The 17,608-nt window shown below is 40.8% G+C and carries 16 protein-coding genes; all 16 read left to right on the top strand.

Going from position 1 to position 17,608, the window contains the following annotated elements; all coding sequences use genetic code 11:
• The first annotated feature begins 10 nt into the window (after positions 1-10).
• The 16 genes from rpsR to KJS58_RS04825 all read left to right on the top strand — a co-directional run bounded on the left by rpsR (position 11) and on the right by KJS58_RS04825 (position 17,557).
• Positions 11-280 carry a 30S ribosomal protein S18 gene (gene rpsR, locus KJS58_RS04900; protein WP_160035535.1) on the top strand — a complete coding sequence of 90 codons (270 nt, stop codon included), beginning with the start codon at positions 11-13 and terminating at the stop codon, positions 278-280.
• Between the two features lie 185 nt (positions 281-465).
• On the top strand, positions 466-1,089 hold the full coding sequence (locus KJS58_RS25605; protein ID WP_283771239.1) for a M15 family metallopeptidase: 624 nt from the start codon (positions 466-468) through the stop codon (positions 1,087-1,089).
• A 795-nt stretch (positions 1,090-1,884) separates the two neighbouring features.
• Positions 1,885-3,627: an ABC transporter substrate-binding protein gene (locus KJS58_RS04890; RefSeq protein WP_213530955.1), complete on the top strand. Its 1,743-nt coding sequence runs from the start codon at positions 1,885-1,887 to the stop codon at positions 3,625-3,627.
• 75 nt (positions 3,628-3,702) lie between these two features.
• Positions 3,703-4,665 (top strand): ABC transporter permease, encoded by a 963-nt coding sequence (locus tag KJS58_RS04885; protein ID WP_191802394.1) that lies wholly within the window; start codon positions 3,703-3,705, stop codon positions 4,663-4,665.
• A 12-nt stretch (positions 4,666-4,677) separates the two neighbouring features.
• Positions 4,678-5,601 carry an oligopeptide ABC transporter permease gene (gene opp4C / locus KJS58_RS04880; RefSeq protein ID WP_213530953.1) on the top strand — a complete coding sequence of 308 codons (924 nt, stop codon included), beginning with the start codon at positions 4,678-4,680 and terminating at the stop codon, positions 5,599-5,601.
• Positions 5,602-5,612: 11 nt separating this feature from the next.
• Positions 5,613-6,590 carry an ABC transporter ATP-binding protein gene (locus KJS58_RS04875; protein WP_191802398.1) on the top strand — a complete coding sequence of 326 codons (978 nt, stop codon included), beginning with the start codon at positions 5,613-5,615 and terminating at the stop codon, positions 6,588-6,590.
• Positions 6,587-7,552: an ABC transporter ATP-binding protein gene (locus tag KJS58_RS04870; protein WP_213530951.1), complete on the top strand. Its 966-nt coding sequence runs from the start codon at positions 6,587-6,589 to the stop codon at positions 7,550-7,552. The genes KJS58_RS04875 and KJS58_RS04870 overlap by 4 nt, the downstream gene beginning before the upstream one ends.
• 350 nt (positions 7,553-7,902) lie before the next feature.
• Positions 7,903-8,838: a D-alanyl-D-alanine carboxypeptidase family protein gene (locus KJS58_RS04865; RefSeq protein ID WP_213530949.1), complete on the top strand. Its 936-nt coding sequence runs from the start codon at positions 7,903-7,905 to the stop codon at positions 8,836-8,838.
• A 281-nt stretch (positions 8,839-9,119) separates the two neighbouring features.
• The gene (locus KJS58_RS04860; protein WP_213530947.1) at positions 9,120-10,160 is read left to right on the top strand and encodes an LCP family protein; all 1,041 of its coding nucleotides are present in this window, start codon (positions 9,120-9,122) and stop codon (positions 10,158-10,160) included.
• 160 nt (positions 10,161-10,320) lie between these two features.
• Positions 10,321-10,752: a CBS domain-containing protein gene (locus KJS58_RS04855; RefSeq protein WP_160035551.1), complete on the top strand. Its 432-nt coding sequence runs from the start codon at positions 10,321-10,323 to the stop codon at positions 10,750-10,752.
• Between the two features lie 119 nt (positions 10,753-10,871).
• Entirely contained in the window at positions 10,872-11,174 is a 303-nt protein-coding gene (locus KJS58_RS04850) for a MazG-like family protein (protein WP_213531077.1), read from the top strand.
• 6 nt (positions 11,175-11,180) lie between these two features.
• Positions 11,181-12,101 (top strand): DUF2232 domain-containing protein, encoded by a 921-nt coding sequence (locus KJS58_RS04845; protein WP_213530945.1) that lies wholly within the window; start codon positions 11,181-11,183, stop codon positions 12,099-12,101.
• A gap of 11 nt (positions 12,102-12,112) precedes the next feature.
• Positions 12,113-14,104, top strand: coding sequence for a DHH family phosphoesterase (locus KJS58_RS04840; RefSeq protein ID WP_213530944.1), 1,992 nt, complete (start codon positions 12,113-12,115; stop codon positions 14,102-14,104).
• Positions 14,101-14,544, top strand: coding sequence for a 50S ribosomal protein L9 (gene rplI / locus KJS58_RS04835; RefSeq protein ID WP_213530943.1), 444 nt, complete (start codon positions 14,101-14,103; stop codon positions 14,542-14,544). Before KJS58_RS04840 ends, rplI begins: the two co-directional genes overlap by 4 nt.
• Position 14,545: 1 nt before the next feature.
• Complete coding sequence (gene dnaB, locus KJS58_RS04830) at positions 14,546-15,907, top strand: replicative DNA helicase (protein ID WP_160035559.1); 1,362 nt, start codon at positions 14,546-14,548, stop codon at positions 15,905-15,907.
• 363 nt (positions 15,908-16,270) lie between these two features.
• Positions 16,271-17,557, top strand: a complete 1,287-nt coding sequence (locus KJS58_RS04825; RefSeq protein ID WP_213530942.1) for an adenylosuccinate synthase — start codon at positions 16,271-16,273, stop codon at positions 17,555-17,557.
• Positions 17,558-17,608: the final 51 nt, after the last annotated feature.

Genomic DNA, 17,608 nt, shown 5'->3' with positions numbered 1-17,608 from the left:
ACTGAATAGCATGGGCTTCAAACAAAGAGAAGGCGGAGACGATAAAAGACCAGCACGCCGTGGTGGCCGTAATAAACGTCGTAAAGTTTGTTTCTTCACTGTTAACAAAATTACTCACATTGACTATAAAGATACGGACCTGCTTCGTAAATTTATCAGTGAACGCGGAAAAATTTTGCCACGTCGTGTTACTGGCACGAGTGCAAAATACCAACGCATGCTGACGATTGCAATCAAACGCTCCCGTCAAATCGCATTGCTTCCGTACACAACTGAATAGTTTCAGGTTCAGTGATCGAAACAACCTGCTGTTTACAGCAGGTTGTTTTTTTTGTTTAATAATTACATACAATTCTCTGTTCTATTGATATAAAGTGACTATTAACTATGGAATGTTGGAACAACGTTGTGATCTTCCTATTACACGAAATATAATGATAGGATAGATAGAATATAGGAGTGGTTATGAGAAGGCAAACACATCAAAGACGCGGGACTTCAGGACGTTTATTGTTAATGCTGTTGCTCTTGGGACTTGTATATTATATTTCGCAGTCGGACACTTTCCGTATTCATTGGAGCCTTCCTTTTTTTAGAGAGGTTGAAGAAGAGCAGTTTGAAGTAACTGGATTACATCCAGTTGTCGCTGAAAAGCAAAATCAGTTAGTAGAACGGGCAAGAAAGAGCGGAATAAAGATCATTATTACAGAAGGATACCGGAGTGAAGAGAGGCAGGATGAACTCTTTGAACAAGGACGATCCACAGCAGGGCAAATTGTAACTTCTGCTAGAGGCGGGGAATCTTATCATAATTATGGACTAGCCATTGATTTTGCGATTAGGGTCTCCGCAGACAAAGTAATATGGGATATGGACTATGATGGAAATGGAAATGGGAAATCAGATTGGATGGAGATTGTAGAGATCGCTAAAGAACTCGGGTTTGAATGGGGAGGTGATTGGGCCAGTTTTCCAGACTATCCTCATCTTCAGTATGATTTTGGCTATAGTATAGCTGAGCTGCAGCGCGGTAAAAGACCACCAGGTTATGAACTAAATGCTAAAGATCTAGAAGCAAGTGAAGATTAAATCAAAAATAGCATAAAAAGATATTAGTAATTTATCTTATATTATATCTGGTCCTGCCAAAGCAGGGCCTTTTTTTATTTTCTGAAATCTTTCACAAGATGTTTACAATTCATTGCAGATTCCACTTGAAATAACGAAGTAGAATTGTATAATAGGAAAAAAGTTCTAAAAAAGAAGTTGTTTAGCCCCGATTGATTAACACCAACAAAAAGTTGTCCTCTACTGAACGATAACGCTAAAACATACCTGATGTTCACTCTTTAATGCGTTACGTTTACTTACACCAATATTCCTTTCTTATTTTATGTGTAATATATATGTTATATATATGCAATGGTTTCATGAAATATAACAATATACTGTCATCTATTAAACAACACATATGGCCCAAAAAATTAGCACTTACCCCTAATAAATAAAAATGAACGTTAAATATCAATAAAATGTAAAAAAACATTGACGTTAGTAAAATTTACACGTATCATTACAATAAATTATTTAATACCAATTAATAGGATGATATTACATTTATTGACCGATGGTCTAAAAGTATGCATCTCTAGTACTACATTTCTGCCAATTCTATTTATATTTAAAACCTCACATCAAGAATATTCTACATATATAGATTCATATACATCTATATTTACCACTCATTATTTCAATTCTACTCACTTTGTTTCCCTAGCATCATGGTCAGTCTTTCTTAGTAACTCTGTAATTATTCATGGATAATTTTCATATATTTTATCCTGATAATTTATAAACATTATGAATTTTACGAGGAGGATTTTCATGAGAAAGAGATTTTCGCTAATGCTAGTGATCATGCTTATGCTGGTAACGGTACTTGCAGCATGCGCTGGCGGACAAACGGCAGAACCAACTCCGGGGGAAACACCAACACCACCAGCAGAGACACCAGAGACACCTGCTGAAGATGCTACACAAAACGATGGTTTGTTTGAAGCATTAGACATGTCATTAAATCCACCAACGGCCACAGAACGTAAAGATACGTTGATTGTAGGGGTAACTTCTCCTAAGGGTGTATTTAACCCACTTTTCCAAGATTCTGCTTATGATGATATGGTTAACATTATTCTATTTGATTTCTTCCAAACCATGAACGGTGATGGAACATATTCTCTTCATTTAGCAGACAGCATTGATGTTAGTGAAGATGGTTTGAAATATACTTTCAAACTAAAACCAGGTGTGACTTATACAGATGGAACACCAGTAACGGTTAATGATTTCTATTTTTCTCTAAAAGTTCTTCATGACAAGAGTTATGATGGACCGTCCGATGCATTGTCTTACAAGATTAAAGGCGGACAAGACTATTACGACGGTAAAGCTAGCGAAATCTCTGGCGTGACGATCGTAGATGAGAACACTGTAGAAGTAGAAGTTACTGAAGTTACAGCTCTTACTAAAGACTTCTTAGGCTCGGTTCCTTTCCTTCCAGAAGCTTACTACGGTAAAGACTATAAACAAGGTAACGTGGAATCTGTAAAAGCATTGAATGACAAGCCACTAGGTTCGGGTCAGTATATTATGAAATCCTTCCAACCAGGTCAACAAGTTATATTTGAGGCGAATGAGAACTACTTTGCTGGTGCACCGAAAATCAAAAATGTAATTTACAAATCGACTACAGATGAAACTAAACTTGCTATGCTTAACACAGGCGAGATCGATATGGACATGGTAACTGTAAATGAAGATAACATTGAGGAACTTCAATCCTATGGTTTCTTGAACATTAATGTCTTCCCTACTAACGGTTATGGATATGTAGGTATCAACCATGAAAAAGAAAAATTTAAAGACCCTGCAGTTCGTCAAGCATTGGTATATGGTTTGAATCGTGCTGAAATTGTAGAAGCTGTTTACGGTAAATTTGCAGACGTCATTAATATTCCACAGTCCAAACAATCTTGGGCTTATACTGACGAAGGAATTGAAGCTTATGCATTTGACACAGAAAAAGCAAAATCATTGTTAGATGAAGCGGGCTGGACAGTAGGTGCAGACGGTATTCGTGAAAAAGATGGAGAGAAATTTGAAATTGATTTCTCTGGTACTGCTGAAAACCCAGTAGTTGATGCTATCTTGCCAATAATGACCGCTAACTATCAAGATCTTGGAATTAAGTTAAATGCAGAAAAACTTGATTTCAATGCGATCTTAGATAAAACAGATAAGGGCGATTTCGATATGTTCTTCATGGCATGGGGACTTACTCCAGATCCAGATGGAACAGTATACACAACGGGCGGAGCACAAAACCGAGTGAAATACTCTAACGAAGCTTATGATGCGTTGATGAAACAAGGTAAAAAAGAACTTGATCAAGCGAAACGTAAAGAAATCTACGCACAGGCTTACCAAGAACTTAACAAAGATATCCCTGATATTCTGATGTACCAAAGAAGAGATGCTTGGGCTGTTAATGGTCGTGTAACTGGACTTGAGATTACTCCTTATAAAGACTTCACATATTCTCTTTATCAAGCGGAACTGGCACAATAATTTAACTGCATGATTATGATAAGCTCAGCTCATTAAAGAGCTGAGCTTATCCAATTATAATCCGGGAGGAATATTATGAAGCAGTACATTATCCGGAGGCTGCTGCAGATGATTCCGACGATGATCGGAATCAGCATAATTGTTTTTGCAATTACAGCACTCATTCCAGGAGACTATATTACAGCTCAGCAAAATCCGAATATGACTGCGGAAAAGGCTCAGCAATTACGAGAGATATATGGTCTCGATAAAGGTGTCGTTGATAGGTACTTTACATGGGTAGGACATATGATTACCGGCAATATGGGGGACTCACTTCAACATAAAAGACCCGTTACTGATGTCATTGGAGATTATGTGTGGAATTCATTTATCATTGCATTTTTCAGTCTAATGTTTAGTTGGATTATAGCTATTTTTACAGGAGTTCTATCAGCCAAATTTCAATATTCATTCTTCGATAAGATTGTTACACTCTTTGTATTCTTATGTATGTCACTACCCTCCTTTTTCTTAGGACTCGTTTTAATTAAGTTCCTAGCTGTTGATTTAAAACTATTCCCTGTAGGAGGAATGACAACCGCAGGCCAGCCAGGTTCTACATGGGATTATATTTTAGATGTAGCTAATCATATGTTTATGCCTGTTCTTGTGCTCACCATGCTCAGTACTGGATCACTAACGCGTTATTTCAGAACGAGTATGCTTGAGGTGATACGTCAGGATTATATTCGTACAGCCCGTGCAAAAGGTCTGAAGGAAAGAACGGTAATTTTCAAACACGCACTTCGAAATGCAATGCTTCCTGCGATTACGTTAATGGGTCTAGAACTTCCAGGATTATTTGGAGGAGCAATCATATTAGAGAAGATTTTTGTTTGGCCTGGTGTAGGACAAGTTTATCTGGAATCGATTACGATGAGAGATTATCCATTTATGCTTGGATTCACTATATTCTTAGCGGTTCTTACATTACTCGGAACTTTGCTATCCGATGTTCTCTATGGAGTTGCTGATCCTAGAATACGTTTAAAGTAGGAGGAGATTTCATTGTCAATAGAGGCTGCACCATTAAATACGAATGTTCAAGCTCCAGTTAAGCAGCCAGATTCCCCATGGCGTGTAGCAGTACGCCGTTTTACCCGTAATCGGCTTGCTGTAGGTGGACTTTTTATTCTAGTACTAATGATCATTCTTTGTATATTTGGTCCCATGATTTCACCATATAGTTTAAATGATTACAAGGTAATCGACAAAAATAAAGCTCCGTATGCGGAGCACTGGTTAGGGACTGATAAGCTCGGAAGAGACATTCTGCTTCGTGTAATGTTAGCAGGACGTGTATCTATTATGGTAGGTATTATTGCTACTGCAATCACTGTAATTTTAGGTTCGATCATGGGTGCATTAGCTGGTTTTTACAGAAATGTTGTGGATACGATTATTATGCGTGTTTGTGAGATTTTTATGTCTTTGCCGTCCTTGCCGCTTCTTATTATCTTAGGGGCAGTTCTTTCTGATATGAAAGTTGATCCTAAGGATCGAATTTATTATCTAATGCTTATTATGGGGATTCTCGCATGGCCGTATCTGGCTCGCTTGGTCCGTGGTCAGATTCTGACGCTGCGAGAGCAGGAATTTATGCAGGCTACTGAAGCACTCGGGCTTCGTGATCGTCGCAAAATTTTTAAACATCTACTGCCTAATACCATTCCAATTATTATCGTATCAGCAACGCTTGGAGTCGCAGGTGCCATTATATCTGAGTCTACCCTTAGTTATCTAGGACTTGGTGTTGTTCCACCAACCCCATCTTGGGGCAATATGATCTCTGAAGCAAATGGACTGATTGAGTTCCGAAAGAGACCTTGGGTCTGGATTCCACCAGGTATGTGTATTCTGATTACCGTAGTATCTATTAACTTGATTGGTGACGGGCTACGCGATGCGCTCGATCCTAAAATGAAAAAGTAGGAGATGCGAAGATGGCAAAAGACTTAGTAGAATTCCGTAACTTAAAAACGCATTTTCATACATCCGCAGGGGTCGTGAAGGCGGTTGATGACGTGAGTTTTACGATTCGCGAAGGCGAAACCGTATGCGTCGTTGGTGAATCTGGATGCGGAAAAAGCGTAACGGCAATGTCACTGATGCGTTTATTAGAGGTAGATCCGGCCGGGGGACAGATTTTATTTGAAGGTAAAGATCTTCTTAAGCTGAATAAAAGAGATATGGGCCGAATTCGGGGTAATGACATCTCCATTATTTTTCAAGAACCGATGTCTTCCTTAAACCCTGTACTTACCATTGGAGAGCAGATCAGTGAACCACTAATGATTCACCTGCTGCTCGATAGGAAGAAAGCTCGTAAGAGAGCGATTGAACTGATTAGCCTGGTTGGAATTTCTCGTCCAGAGAAAATTGTAGACTCATTTCCACATGAACTCAGCGGTGGTATGCGTCAGCGGATTATGATCGCCATTGCGTTAAGCTGTAATCCAAAGCTGCTCATTGCTGATGAGCCTACGACTGCACTTGATGTAACCATTCAAGCACAGATCCTTGATCTGATGCGTGATATTAAAGAAAAATTTAATACCTCCATCATGCTCATTACCCATGATCTGGGTGTCGTTGCGGAAATGGCTGATTACGTGGTGGTTATGTATGCAGGCAAAGTGATTGAGGAAGCCTCGGTATTCGAATTGTTCAAAGCACCGAAGCATCCATATACAAAGGGTCTCCTTAAGGCCAAGCCCATTATCAATCAAAGACAGGAACGTCTATATTCGATTCCAGGCCAAGTGCCAAACCCAGTTGAACTCGGGCAGAATTGTCATTTCCACGATCGCTGTGAGTCTTGCATGAGCATATGCCGCGAGAAAGAGCCTCCACTGCGTAAAGATGAACAAGGACATAAAGTCGCATGTTGGCTCTATGAGGAGGAGGCAATGGTACGATGACAGAAGCGCTGATTGAAGTACAGAATCTAAAGAAATACTTTCCGATTACGGGCGGTGTGTTCCAGCGCCGTGTTGGTGATGTAAAAGCAGTAGATGATGTATCGTTTACCATCTATAAAGGAGAGTCATTCGGACTTGTAGGAGAGTCTGGCTGTGGTAAGAGTACCATTGGCCGAACCATTCTTAGACTGAATGATAAAACGTCGGGTAAGGTTATTTTTAAAGGACAGGATCTTCACAAGTTATCTAAAGAGAAGCTTCGCTCGATTCGGCCGGAAATGCAGATTGTATTTCAAGATCCTTTCAGTTCACTGAATCCTCGGATCAAAGTAGGCGATGCGATTGGTGAAGCACTGCTGGATCATAAGCTGATTCCTAAAAAGATGGTACGAGCTACCGTAGAAGAAACTTTGCGTATATGCGGTCTTTCTGCGTATCATTATGATCGGTATCCGCATGAATTCTCAGGCGGGCAGCGTCAGCGGATTGGAATCGCACGTGCACTGATTCTGAACCCAGACTTTATTGTGGCAGATGAGCCGGTTTCTGCACTTGATGTATCCATTCAGGCTCAGATCATCAACTTGCTTAGTGATTTGCAAGCTGAAAAACAGCTGACGTATTTGTTTATCTCTCATGATCTCAGTGTAGTAGAGCATCTCTGTACAAGAATTGGTGTTATGTACCTTGGTTCCATGGTAGAAATGGCTAGTAAGGATGAATTGTTCCGCAATCCGCTTCATCCCTATACAAAGGCTCTGCTATCAGCAGTACCTATTCCAGATCCAACGCTGAAAAGAGAACGCATTGTCCTTAAGGGTGATATCCCGAGTCCAGCAAATCCACCTTCAGGTTGTAAATTTCATACTCGCTGTCCTATTGCTTCGGATCGTTGTAAGCAAGAGATTCCGGAGTACCGTAATGTAGGTTCAGATCACTACGTTGCATGTCACTATGCATAAGTGACTTTAAAATACGAGTGGAGTTATGGATTGGGGTCCTACACTCATGAACGGTGTTTTGCAATGATTGTTTCTAATTGAATGTTGAGCGCAGTTTTTTTACACTAATGCCGTGTGAAAAGCTGTGCTTTTTTGTTATGAATGCCGGCTAAAGATTTATTTAGTGAACGAAAAAATATTTTTTTGAAAAAAATATAAAGAAATGCAGACAAAATCCACATTTCTTACGTCTATATATATAGATTGGTTTAATAGAGTAATAGAGACAGTTATTTTAGTCGGTAAATAAATTTTAATTACATATAGTAGATACGAATTTTGAATCAAATTTGAAGAACGGGGGAATAGAGATGAAGAAATGGATCCTACGAAGCAGTACACTGGTTGTTCTCATCGCTGTCATATTTATAGGTGTAAGGCCAGAAAGCTTAGTAGGAAAACCATCTATTCAATCTAGTGCCGCCCTGCTCATGGACGCTTCTTCAGGTGAAGTCATTGTTAGTTCTAATGGAGATCATCCCTTACCTGCAGCAAGCTTATCAAAATTAATGACTCAGCTTATCATCCTGGACGAAATGGATGCAGGACATATTTCTGGGAATGACACCGTAAAGATCAGCAAACATGCTGCTAAAGCAGCTGGTATTAATGTATCCCTAAATGAAAATGATCAATTTACAGTCAACGAACTATTCAAGGTAATCTCCGTTTATTCGGCGAATGATGCAACGATTGCCCTTGCAGAGCATGCGTTTGGCTCTGAGGAACGTTTTGTAGAAGAAATGAATATAAGAGCGAAGTCCATTGGACTGTCCGTACATACAAAATATAATAATGCGACGGGTTCTTCATCTTTATCTGGCGGCCCCTCTGAAAATTATATGACGGCAAAAGATGTCGCAAAATTGTCCGCTCACCTCATTAAACAACATCCTGAAATTTTAAAACTTTCAAGCCAGACTCAAGTTGAATTAAGAAACAAAGGGTTATATATGAGCAATACAAACTGGATGCTGGACAATGTAAAGGGTCCATATGCATACAGCGGTGCAGACGGTCTTAAAACAGGATATACAAAAGATGCAGGATATTGCTTATCAAGTACGGTGAAAAAGAACGGCCAACGATTGATTGCTATTGTAATGGGAGCAGAAACTAAAGAACAGCGTTTTGAAGAAGCTAAACAATTGTTTGACTATGGATTTGCTCACTCCTATAGTGCAAAAGAGTGGACACAAAACTGGGCTTCAACATGGCTTCAAGTTATTCAAAGACCCTCTATTTAATTCAAATTGTTTTGAAACCTCTTCTCTATTTCCTAGAAATAAACCAAAAAGGTTACAAAAAACGGAGAAATATGACAATTTGCATGGTGCCGTCATACAGATTAATATGGTAATATAGCAAAATGTACAAGTTGCACGATAAAAAATAATAGGACATTATAAAGTGAGGCATTTTTATTTAGAAAGAATCATTACGAATTATTTGTCTCCTGTGACCTCCAATGCCTACTAAAATAGAAAATAGGATTTGTTGTCCCCATACTAAGAGAAGGAATGAACCAATGAGATCTAGATCAAGAAGAAAGCAACGCAATAAAAAAAAGGGTTTACTGATCACGCTTGTAACCCTTGTTGTATTAGTCGCGGTAGCCTATCCTTTTAGACAAAAAATAGCTCTTGCAGCATTTGATTTGTTCTTATCAGATACAATTAAAAATCAGCTTGAAAGATCATATAGAGGGGAAGCTAATGCCGAGCCTATAGTATATCAAGAGAAACCATTCTCTGTTCTATTACTAGGAACGGATGCAAGGCCCTATGAGAAAACGCGAGGTCGTTCGGATACCGTTATTTATTCGGTGGTTCGTCCTAAAGAATCAAAAGTCCTGCTTGTCTCGATTCCCCGGGATACGTATGTACAAATTATAGGGCATGATTCAAACAATGACGGTGAAGATGATTATGATAAACTCACTCATGCTTTTGCCTTTGGGGAAGAGGAAATGTCAATTAACACCGTAGAAAATTTCCTAGAGAAGGAAATTGATTACTATGCAACGGTTAACTTTACAGCCATTCAGGAAGTTGTCGACGCAATTGGCGGTATTGAACTTCCGATTGAAGAAGATATCGTCAACAAAAATCCAAATCACGTACAGTTTACGATTGAAGGCGGTAAGCCGCTGTATAGTGGAGAGGAAGCACTTTATTACATTCGTTATCGCGAAGACAGTGACTTCAACCGGACAAAGCGTCAGCAGATCTTTTTAAATGCAGTTGCCAACAAAATGCTGAGTCTTAGCCAAATTTCGAATATACCTAAACTGTTTGATATTATGGGAGATAACTTCCAAACCAATATGCAGCCTTCTTTTATTATCGACCTAGCTAAACAAGTTCTTACGCAGAGCAACCCTGAAATTTCTAGTTTCACTATTATGGGTGAAGGGGTAAGAAAGAATGGAATCTTCTATGATGACGTAGATGAAGATTATCTGGCGTATGCTAAAGAGCTGATTAATAACTGGCTCGATCCAAATACGACTGCAGAGACGTTAATGAAACCGAACACGGACGATATAAAGAGTGAAGATACAGAATAGGTGGACAGAAGATCAGCACTGGACGATTATTTCTTTAAGTCTGGTGCTGATTTTGTTGTGTTATGAGAATATAATGGTAGTAAGTAAGAAGTAAACCCGCAATATGTAAGAGATACAAATACTTAACTATTGCCTTAACATAAGGAGGAAGTGTTTAGTTATGAATATTGCTTTTTTCTTGCTGCCCAAACAGGAGGTAGCAACAGTTACCTCGGATGCAACGCTGAGACAGACCCTTGAACGGATGGAATATCACCGCTTTACTGCAGTCCCTATTTTGACCAAAGACGGAAAGTATAAAGGTACGGTAACAGAGGGAGATCTTCTATGGCATATGAAGAATTCCAAGGGAGAGATTACATTTGAAAACGCTTCAAAATTTTACCTTAAGGATGTGCCCCTCCGAGTAAATATAAAACCGGTTTCCATTAATGCGAACATGGGTGACTTAATTAATCTCGCAAAAGCGCAAAACTTCGTACCGGTCGTCGATGATATGGATCGGTTTATCGGGATTGTACGTCGCAGTCAAATTATTGAATATTGTGAAAATATGGTGGAGAAAGAATCGCTTAATACGAATTCAGGTTAAAATAGAGGAAAAGGTCTCATTATTGATACAGGAGATTCCGAGCAGTCCTTTTTATGGATATTCCCTTTTATGCTATAATGGAGAATAAAGCTTTTCACGGGAGTGTGACGATCATGAGCATGCCAAAAGAACTGGATGTAGCGAAACGCGCGAAAGTGATTGAATGGCTTAAAACTGAAATGCTGGATCAAGTGTCACGTTTGTTTAAAGCGCTTTGGGAAGGAAGCACAGCGCGAATCAGCGATAGTCTTGCAAGTCTCATCATGAGCAGTTACATCCTGGGGAGAAGGCTTGGGATTTCTTTTAAAGATATGGATGATCTGCTCATCGAGAAGCTGAAAAAACACAAACAGGAAGGTCACCAGCTTGAAGACTGGTATAAAGATATTTCTGCTCTCGAAGATCATATGCGTAAGAGGTGAAAACATTTGAAATTTCGCTGGTCAACAGCTATATGGAGTTTAGTATATCTTGTGCTTTTGTTATCATTACTGACTCCGCCGCTGACAGCTATTAGTGTATTTTTAATTATTTTGCCTGGGGTGATTCTGTATAGCTCACTGAGCTTAAAAGCTTTCTGCTGGCACATTATCCCCGTGGCTCTGATTGCTTTCATTGTAGAGCCTTTTTATTTGCTGTTATCAATCTTCTTTTTGATACCAGCGATTGTAATGGGACATTTCTACAAAAATAAAAAGCCGGCACTGAATACACTTATGGCGGGTACGGGTACGATCCTTGCTGAATTTTTGTTGTTGCTGCTGATTAGCACCACCATTTTTCAGTTTGATTTTCAAGGATATATGAAGGATGTAGTTACACTCACACTCACTCCGGTGACCGAAGCCGGTGGTAACAATGCACTCACCAATGGACTCGTGATAGATGAAGAAATGGCAGAGCGTATTAAAACGACAACGGTACAGATGATTCCGTTTGCTCTGATTGTCACTTCCTTTATTATGGCATCCATAACACATGCTATTGCTCGTCCGGTGCTTAGTCGACTTGGCGTTCATGTACCAAGACTAAAGCCCGCACGAGAGTGGAGATTACCAAAAGCTTTAATTTGGTATTATTTTATAGGTATTATTCTACAACTTGTTGCAGATGGCTCGGGATCTAGCTTTATGACGATGATTGCTCTTAATTTCGTTCCGCTGATTAATTTCTGTTTTATGATTCAAGCCGTCGGCTTCTTCTTCTATGTTGCTCATACAAAAAAATGGCATCCTATACTGCCCTTCTTGCTTGCAGTAGCGACGGTTCTGATTGGACCCATGCGGATTATCGGGATTATTGACCTTGCTTTTCCACTCCGTGAAGCCATTTCCAGACCAAAACGATAGGATGAATTTTAATGCCTAAATTTCTTTTAAAACGCTGGCACGGATACCAGACCGTCTGGGCGTTTGCTCTATTACTCATTCTGGATGCATTTCTCGTTGCCTATAATTGGCCGCTTGGTCTTGTTTGTCTTGTCCTTGTGGCGATTCTTGGTTTCGTAATGGTCAAAGCTGAACTTGATTTCAGGAGAGAACTGAATCAATATATTGGCGGATTGAACTTACGCATTAAAAGGGTAGAAGGAGAAGTTGTCAGTAACTTGCCGCTTGGGATTGTACTATACAGCGAGGACCGCTCTATAGAGTGGAATAATCGCTTTGTCTCCCGTATGTTTGGCGAAAAAACGCTGATCGGCAATGATCTGATGACCCTTTTTCCACAGCTTCCCTTTAAGGTGAAAGAAAAGAAAGATCATCATAAGGATCATCCTCATGATATTCAATTTGAATATCGGATGAATGAACAAGTATATGATCTAAGACATTATCCAGAAGAGCGACTGATCTACATTTATGAGACAACTGAACTTGCAACACTTCGGGATAAATATGAGAAAGAAAAAATAGCGCTTGGTATTATCATGTTGGATAATCTGGATGAAGCGTCTCAAGGAATGGATGACCAGCAGCGCACTGCTTTAATCGCTCGTGCAGCAAGTGAGATTACTTCCTGGGCAAAGGACTTCAATATCTATCTGAGACGGTTATCATCAGAACGTTATTTAATGATCCTGAACCATAACTCCTTGCAGGATCTTGAGATGAGCCGTTTTATTATTCTCGATGATATTCGGGAGATGACAGCAGATTTAAAAGTTCCGATGACGCTCAGTATTGGCCTTGCCTACGGTTCGGACAGTATACGTGAACTTGGGGAACTCGCTCAATCGAGTCTGGATATGGCGCTTGGGCGGGGCGGGGATCAGGCAGCAGTTAAAGCGGGTCAGCGACTTTCTTTTTATGGCGGAAAAACGAATGCCGTAGAAAAAAGAACCCGTGTGAGAGCAAGGGTTATTGCTCATGCGCTGCGTGATCTCATGCAAGAAAGTGACCAGGTCTTCATTATGGGGCACAAAATCCCAGATATGGATGCGATCGGCGCTTCCATTGGGATATGGAAAGCTGCTAATCTATATCATGTGGATGCATACATTGTGCTCGATGAATCCAATCCTTCGATTGAACGCTTAATGGATCAGGTGTATAAGGACGAGGAGATCGGTGCTTCGTTTATTACATCGGAAGAAGCGCAGCAGATGATCACAGAGCACAGTTTGCTTGTCGTCGTCGATACACACAAAGCATCCATGACGATCGAACCTAGACTTGTACAAGAGGCTTCTCGTGTAGTGGTGGTCGACCATCACCGCAGAGGAGAAGAATTTATTAATGACGCAGTGCTGATCTATTTGGAGCCGTATGCCTCCTCAGCCGCTGAACTCGTCACAGAACTATTACAGTATATTCATGATAAATTACAGCTCAGACCACTTGAAGCCACGGCACTGCTGGCAGGTATCACGGTGGATACGAAACATTTTGCAATGCATACAGGTTCAAGAACGTTTGAGGCCGCAGGTTACTTAAGACGATCTGGTGCGGATTCCATTCTAGTGCAACGTTTGCTCAAAGAGGATCTCCAGGAATATATTGCGAAAGCAGAAATCATAAAACATGCTAAAATGATTCATGGGCATATTGCAGTAGCTGTTACGGAAGAAGGACAGATTATTTCACAGCTGCTCATTGCACAGGTGGCAGACTCATTACTTAATATGACCGATGTCGTTGCTTCTTTCGTTGTTAGTGAACGTCCGGATGGATTAATTGGCATCAGTGCCCGTTCTCTTGGTAAAATGAATGTTCAAGTTGTTATGGAACGACTTGGAGGCGGCGGTCATTTAACGAATGCAGCTGTTCAGCTAGACATGCCGATTAAAGAGGCAGAATCACGTTTGTTAGATGTACTTTCTGAAATCGAGAAGGAAGAGGGGTTGTTCGAATGAAAGTCATTTTTATAAAAGATGTAAAAGGTCAAGGGAAAAAAGGTCAAGTTAAAGAGGTGTCTGAAGGTTACGCATCAAACTTCTTGCTGCCAAGAGGACTTGCACGTCCGGCAACAGAAGGTAATGTAAAAGTTTTGGAAAACCAAAATGCTGCGGAAGAGAAACGTAAACAGCAAGAAAAAGAAGAAGCTGTAGCACTCGGTAAAAAGCTGGAGACTTTAACGGTGGAACTGAAAGCAAAAGCGGGTGAAGGCGGTAAATTGTTTGGTGCCATTACAAGCAAACAGATCGCGGAAGCACTGGGCAAGCAAGGTTATAAGATTGATAAACGGAAAATCGAGCTGGATGAACCGATTCGTACCCTTGGGGTTACAAAGATGAGTGTCAAACTCCATCCGGATGTCAAAGCCACGCTCAAGGTCCAAGTGACGGAGGAATAAGATGGGCGGCGAGATTTATTTCGACCGGGTTCCACCGCAAAACCTTGAAGCAGAGCAGGCCGTTCTAGGTGCTATTCTTTTACAAGCAGAGGCTTTGATTACCGCTATGGAGCGGGTATCGACTGAAGATTTCTACGACAAGTCTCATCAGTTAATCTATGAATCCATGATTCAGCTTAGTGAAGATAACCAGCCAATTGACCTTATTACGCTCACCTCGCTTATGCAGGATAAAGGGCAGCTTGAGGATATCGGCGGGGTAAGTTACCTTGCAAAATTGGCTCAAGCTGTTCCAACAGCGGCTAACGTGGATTATTATGCGCAGATTATTGAAGAAAAATCGATGCTCCGCAGACTGATTCGAACAGCGACTACCATTGTAAGTGAAGGGTATGCTGGCGGAGAAGATGTGTCAGGAATGCTTAGTGATGCCGAACGGAAAATCCTTGAGATTTCCAATCGCCGTTCTAGCAGCGGCTTTATCGCCATTAGAGATGTGCTCATGGAAGTGTTTGATAAAGTAGAGACCCTTTATCAGAACAAGGGGAATACAACAGGGATTCCTTCCGGCTTTGTGGATTTGGACAAAATGACGAGTGGTTTTCAGCGAAATGACCTCATCATCGTTGCGGCACGTCCTTCTGTAGGGAAGACGGCATTTGCCCTCAACATCGCACAGAACGTAGCGGTAAGAGCAAATGAGACGGTAGCTATCTTTAGTCTCGAGATGTCAGCCGCTCAGCTGGTACAGCGGATGATCTGTGCAGAAGCTAACCTCGATGCGAATGTCATGCGTAACGGGGAGTTTAAAGGTGACGACGATTGGTCCAAGCTGACAATGGGGATTGCTGCTTTATCAGAAGCAGAGATTTACATTGATGATACACCAGGAATCACCGTTGCGGATATTCGGGCTAAATGTCGCCGTCTTAAAAAGGAAAAGGGCCTCGGTATGATTGTGATCGATTACCTCCAGCTGATTCAGGGGCGCGGCAAGAGCGGCGAGAACCGTCAGCAGGAAGTATCCGAAATCTCTCGTACACTAAAGCAAATTGCTCGTGAACTAGACGTTCCTGTTATTGCGCTCTCGCAGCTTAGCCGTGGTGTAGAGCAGCGGCAGGATAAACGTCCGATGATGAGTGACCTTCGTGAATCAGGTTCCATCGAGCAAGATGCTGATATTGTTGCCTTTTTGTATCGTGATGATTACTATAATCAGGATACTGAGAAGAAAAATATTATCGAGATCATTATTGCTAAACAGCGTAATGGTCCGGTGGGAACCGTTGAACTCGTATTCTTGAAAAACTTTAATAAGTTCGTAAACTATGAGCGAGTTCATGCGGATGCCTTTGCTGGGTAATCCATTTGGATTTGTAAGATAGATGGATAAGAGATCCACTGACTAGTGTTATTTTGCACTGGACAGTGGATTTTTTTTGGACAACCACTCCTATTCCCGAACAATATATTTAAGTTATGTATAATTGTTCGTTTTTATGTTTGACTTTGCTTTGGGCGACTGGTAAACTTGAATTGCTGCTTTTAGCAGCAAGCGTACAGATTTAATGATCTGTAACGTGAAGAATGAAGTAACGCAGGTTTTTTACTACTCTGACGTTTTATGAATTGTTCATGGACAGCTACGAATACTATGAATGAAGACACCAATGCCAAGTGAATATAATAAACAAAGTTTGTAATTTACATTTACGGGGGAATGAATATGTCAACAGTAGTCGTTGTGGGGACACAATGGGGAGACGAAGGCAAAGGCAAAATTACCGATTATTTGGCGGAAAGTGCGGAAGTTGTAGCTCGCTACCAAGGAGGTAATAATGCAGGTCATACAATCCTGATTGACGATAAGAAATATAAGCTCAGCTTAATTCCATCCGGTGTTTTCTATGAAGATAAAACATGTGTCATTGGGAACGGTATGGTTGTAAACCCGGAGGCGCTAATTAAAGAAATTACGTATATACATGATAATGGATTCTCTACGAAGAACTTAGTTATTAGTGATCGTGCTCATGTCATCTTGCCATATCATATGGTTCTCGATGAACTTGAGGAAGAGCGTAAAGGTCCAAATAAAATTGGTACGACGCGTAAAGGGATCGGTCCGGCTTACATGGACAAAGCAGCTCGTAACGGGATCCGAATTGCGGACCTCATGGATGCAGAGGAATTTGAACTGAAACTGCGTCATATGGTCAAAGAGAAAAACCAAGTAATTCAGCAAGTGTACGGTGCAGAGCCGCTTGATGTAGAAGAAATTCTGAAGCAATACCTCGAGTATGCTGAATTTATTCGTCCTTATGTGACCGATACATCCGTTGTTCTTAACAATGCTATTGATGAGAATAAACGGGTATTGTTTGAAGGTGCACAAGGGGTAATGCTCGATATCGACCAAGGTACCTATCCATACGTAACCTCTTCTAACCCGTCTGCAGGCGGTGTATGTATTGGTTCAGGCGTTGGACCATCTAAGATTAAAGAGGTTATTGGTGTTGCTAAATCGTATACAACTCGTGTTGGCGATGGACCTTTCCCAACCGAACTTAATAACGAAGTCGGCGACTATATTCGTGAAAAAGGTCATGAGTATGGTACGGTAACAGGTCGTGCACGCCGTGTGGGCTGGTTCGATAGTGTTGTTGTACGTCATGCGCGCCGTGTCAGCGGAATCACTGGCTTATCCTTGAACTCTTTAGATGTGCTTACAGGTCTTGATACTGTAAAAATCTGCGTAGGATACAAATATCGCGGTGAATTCATTACTCATTATCCGGCTAGCCTGAAAATGTTGGCTGAATGTGAAGCCGTATATGAAGAGATGCCAGGCTGGAGCGAAGATATTACATCAGCTAAGAAATTAGAAGACCTTCCCGAAAATACACGCAATTATGTAACCCGTGTGTCTGAACTGACAGGAATTCCAATTGCTATTTTTTCCGTAGGTCGTAACCGTGAGCAAACCAATCAGATTCTGCCAATTTACGAATAATATAAAATAGAACATGGACTTGCCTCTAATTGGGGAGAGTCGATAATCTAA

Source organism: Paenibacillus sp. J45TS6 (assembly GCF_018403285.1).
Lineage (GTDB): Bacteria > Bacillota > Bacilli > Paenibacillales > Paenibacillaceae > Paenibacillus.
Note: the sequence above shows the minus strand (reverse complement) of the source record. Positions and strands in the feature narration are given on the sequence as shown.

Coding starts and splice junctions, on each gene's coding strand:
- KJS58_RS04855 (WP_160035551.1), top strand. CDS start 10,321: ATGAATATTGCTTTTTTCTTGCTGCCCAAACAGGAGGTAGCAACAGTT.
- rplI (WP_213530943.1), top strand. CDS start 14,101: ATGAAAGTCATTTTTATAAAAGATGTAAAAGGTCAAGGGAAAAAAGGT.
- rpsR (WP_160035535.1), top strand. CDS start 11: ATGGGCTTCAAACAAAGAGAAGGCGGAGACGATAAAAGACCAGCACGC.
- KJS58_RS04870 (WP_213530951.1), top strand. CDS start 6,587: ATGACAGAAGCGCTGATTGAAGTACAGAATCTAAAGAAATACTTTCCG.
- dnaB (WP_160035559.1), top strand. CDS start 14,546: ATGGGCGGCGAGATTTATTTCGACCGGGTTCCACCGCAAAACCTTGAA.
- KJS58_RS04860 (WP_213530947.1), top strand. CDS start 9,120: ATGAGATCTAGATCAAGAAGAAAGCAACGCAATAAAAAAAAGGGTTTA.
- KJS58_RS04840 (WP_213530944.1), top strand. CDS start 12,113: ATGCCTAAATTTCTTTTAAAACGCTGGCACGGATACCAGACCGTCTGG.
- KJS58_RS04850 (WP_213531077.1), top strand. CDS start 10,872: ATGCCAAAAGAACTGGATGTAGCGAAACGCGCGAAAGTGATTGAATGG.
- KJS58_RS25605 (WP_283771239.1), top strand. CDS start 466: ATGAGAAGGCAAACACATCAAAGACGCGGGACTTCAGGACGTTTATTG.
- KJS58_RS04865 (WP_213530949.1), top strand. CDS start 7,903: ATGAAGAAATGGATCCTACGAAGCAGTACACTGGTTGTTCTCATCGCT.
- KJS58_RS04890 (WP_213530955.1), top strand. CDS start 1,885: ATGAGAAAGAGATTTTCGCTAATGCTAGTGATCATGCTTATGCTGGTA.
- KJS58_RS04825 (WP_213530942.1), top strand. CDS start 16,271: ATGTCAACAGTAGTCGTTGTGGGGACACAATGGGGAGACGAAGGCAAA.
- KJS58_RS04875 (WP_191802398.1), top strand. CDS start 5,613: ATGGCAAAAGACTTAGTAGAATTCCGTAACTTAAAAACGCATTTTCAT.
- KJS58_RS04885 (WP_191802394.1), top strand. CDS start 3,703: ATGAAGCAGTACATTATCCGGAGGCTGCTGCAGATGATTCCGACGATG.